Genomic DNA, 2647 nt, shown 5'->3' with positions numbered 1-2647 from the left:
GTGGTGGTGCTGGTGTCCGCCGAGCAGAACGGACCGGCCGCAGGCGGCGGACGGGTGGTGCTCGTTGCGCTGCCTGCCGCGGCTGCCAAGACCGTCGCCGGGGCGGCCCTGGTGGAGACCGTCACGCTGACGCTCCATTAGCTGCCGCCAACACAATTCGCCCCCGGCCGGCGGCCGGGGGCGAATGTCAGGTGTGTGCTGTTATCCGAACGGGTTGGCGCTGCCCGGGCCGCACTGCGGACCGGTGCTGGTCTTGCTCGGGTCGAACGCGCCACCCCAGGCGTTTGACCGGCTGAGCCCCTGGGCCTGCCAGCCATCGGATCCGACCCAATCCGGCCCGGCTTCTTCGGCCTTCTGCGACGGGACTCCCATGTCGCTGGCGATGACCGAGGCGGTGCCGAGCGTGCCGGGGTTCACTGCGCAGTAGTCCGCGCCGGCAGTGGCGGCCGCCTGGCGCGAGCTCACCACCCCGTCGCCGCCGATTGTGGGGTGGGAAGGATCGTTGGGGTCCGCACCCGCGGTCCCGGCACCGAATGTCAGGGCCGCCACGCTGAAGGCGAGCGCACCAAAGCCGAGGACGCCCAGCTTCTTGGAATTGTGGGTGAGAGCGGCCATCGGCCTGCCCCTTTCTGTGACGGGAACGCGTACGTTGCGAGTCGGAAAAGCACTCAAGTCCAAGCGCAAGACTAGCAGGCTGGACCGGACCGTGCATGGCATCACAGAGCAAAGCGAGATCCTTAGGATCACTTTAGCCTCGCCCCCGCGGCCCAGCGGCATCCGCTGCCCCGGAGTGCCGCCCTGGAACTGGGAATCTGCTGTAAACCGCCTGTCGCCGCCCGGGTGCGGAACATCCAGTCGCCGGCATCGGCGCGGGCCTCTGCGGCAAACGTCTCGGCGACCAGTTCCCGCGTGCCGGGCGAGGGGGCGGACGGCTGCCCGCAGACCTCGGCCGCACGGGGTCTTGCAACGCACCCCGAGCAGTAAGCCGACAGCGCTACCGTTCGTCTGAACTTGGTATCCGTCGCACACGAAAGGACACGCGATGCTGAAGGGGTTCAAGGACTTCATATCTCGGGGCAATGTGATCGATCTGGCTGTCGCGGTCGTGATCGGGGCGGCATTCACCGGCCTCGTCACCGCATTCACCCAGAACGTTGTGCAGCCTCTCATCGATCGCATCGGCGCAGGGCCAGAGGCGGAGTACGGCATCCTGCGCATCCCGCTGGGAGGTGAGCAGTACGTCGATCTCAACGCCGTGCTGTCTGCCGGCATCAACTTCCTCATCGTGGCTGCGGTGATCTACTTCGTGATCGTTGTCCCGTTCAAGAAGCTCAAGGAGCGTGACCAGAAGATCGAGTCCACGGAAAGCGAGCTGACCCTGCTGACAGAGATCCGGGATCTGCTGCGCGCGGACGAAACCGCTGGACCGGCCGGTAAGCACGGCAACGCCACCACCCCGGCCGACCATTCGGAGTGACCACCCGCGCACATTTCAGCTCGGGACACGAAATCGGCCCCCGGCGGTGCCGGGGGCCGATTGTCGTCAGGGCTATGTCAGTTGATGTGCAGAGTCAGTTCATGTTCCACGGTTCGCCGTAGGTGGTGACGCTGTCACCGGTCGACGAGACCAACCGAGCGAACGGACGCAGCAGCACACCGCCGGCCGCACCGGTCACCGTGCCGTGCGCGTTGGACACCGCCACCTGGCCGCCGGGACCCTCCACGTCGACACTGAATGTCGCGACCTCCTGGATACCCGGACCGTTGCCGAGGTCAGCCGAGATCGACACCCCCGGGAACAGCGGCGGAGTCACGATGCCACCGAACTCGGAACCACTGAGCGCGGCGACGCCCTCGAGACCGTCGAACGCGATGTTCGGAGTGGTGTAGCTGAAGTTGATACCCACACCCAGCGACCACGGGAAACCCACCTGGTAACCGAGCTCCAAGGTGCCCTCGAACTCGTCGGCACCCTCACCGGCCACGATGTAGGCCGCCTTGCCGGAGTGGAACCACTCACGGGTCAGCCGGTTACGGTCAAGGGGAAACACGCCATTGAGGAATGTGTCCCACTGCTGGATCGTCAGAGTCCGACCCTGGCCGTCGACCAGGCTCAGCTCATTGTCCAGCCCTGCGTGAGAGGTGCCAGTGCTCACGAACAACGCCACGATGGACGCGACCATCGCGATCAGCACCCGACTGATTGCCTTCATGTTCTCCCTTGATATGTAGACGGAACCCCGGGCGGGGGCACCGAGTTGTTCGTGCCTGGCCTACCGCTACCAATCCTGCGAGCGACACATGTGAGTGGGATTAAAAATCCGCAATGCGGCTCTCACGATTCGCTCATGTCGAACATAAGAAACATAACGGGGAGAAATCACCCCGGCAACACGAACGGCACCGCTGACCAGGCCGTCGGGGCGAATTTGCCCAGCGTTCACCATCCGTCCCCCCGAGCACCCGCATGCCGACACCCCAAAGGGTCGGCACCGACACACGAAATCGGCCCCCGGCAGTTGCCGGGGGCCGATTGTCGTCAGCGCAATGTCAGTTCATGTTCCACGGGTCACCGTAGGTGGTGACACTGTCACCGGTCGACGAGACCAACCGAGCGAACGGACGCAGCAGCACACCGCCGGCCGCA

Annotated in this window: 3 protein-coding genes and 2 pseudogenes; 2 read left to right on the top strand and 3 right to left on the bottom strand. The window is 65.4% G+C overall.

Annotated elements, in window-relative coordinates; all coding sequences use genetic code 11:
* A pseudogene (locus tag WA944_RS15475) lies at positions 1–141 on the top strand (SAF domain-containing protein); the annotation flags it as partial.
* A gap of 60 nt (positions 142–201) precedes the next feature.
* Here the strand turns inward: WA944_RS15475 and WA944_RS15470 are convergent.
* Complete coding sequence (locus tag WA944_RS15470) at positions 202–615, bottom strand: hypothetical protein (protein ID WP_526374860.1); 414 nt, start codon at positions 613–615, stop codon at positions 202–204.
* A 427-nt stretch (positions 616–1042) separates the two neighbouring features.
* Between WA944_RS15470 and mscL the strand changes: the two genes are divergently transcribed.
* Positions 1043–1477, top strand: coding sequence for a large-conductance mechanosensitive channel protein MscL (gene mscL / locus WA944_RS15465; RefSeq protein ID WP_526374862.1), 435 nt, complete (start codon positions 1043–1045; stop codon positions 1475–1477).
* 94 nt (positions 1478–1571) lie between these two features.
* On the opposite strand, the gene mspA is transcribed toward mscL, so the two are convergent.
* Complete coding sequence (gene mspA / locus WA944_RS15460; RefSeq protein WP_526647095.1) at positions 1572–2213, bottom strand: porin MspA; 642 nt, start codon at positions 2211–2213, stop codon at positions 1572–1574.
* 337 nt (positions 2214–2550) lie between these two features.
* A pseudogene (locus tag WA944_RS15455) lies at positions 2551–2647 on the bottom strand (MspA family porin); the annotation flags it as partial.

The organism is Mycobacterium sp. (genome assembly GCF_049683355.1).
GTDB lineage: Bacteria > Actinomycetota > Actinomycetes > Mycobacteriales > Mycobacteriaceae > Mycobacterium.
Note: the sequence above shows the minus strand (reverse complement) of the source record. Positions and strands in the feature narration are given on the sequence as shown.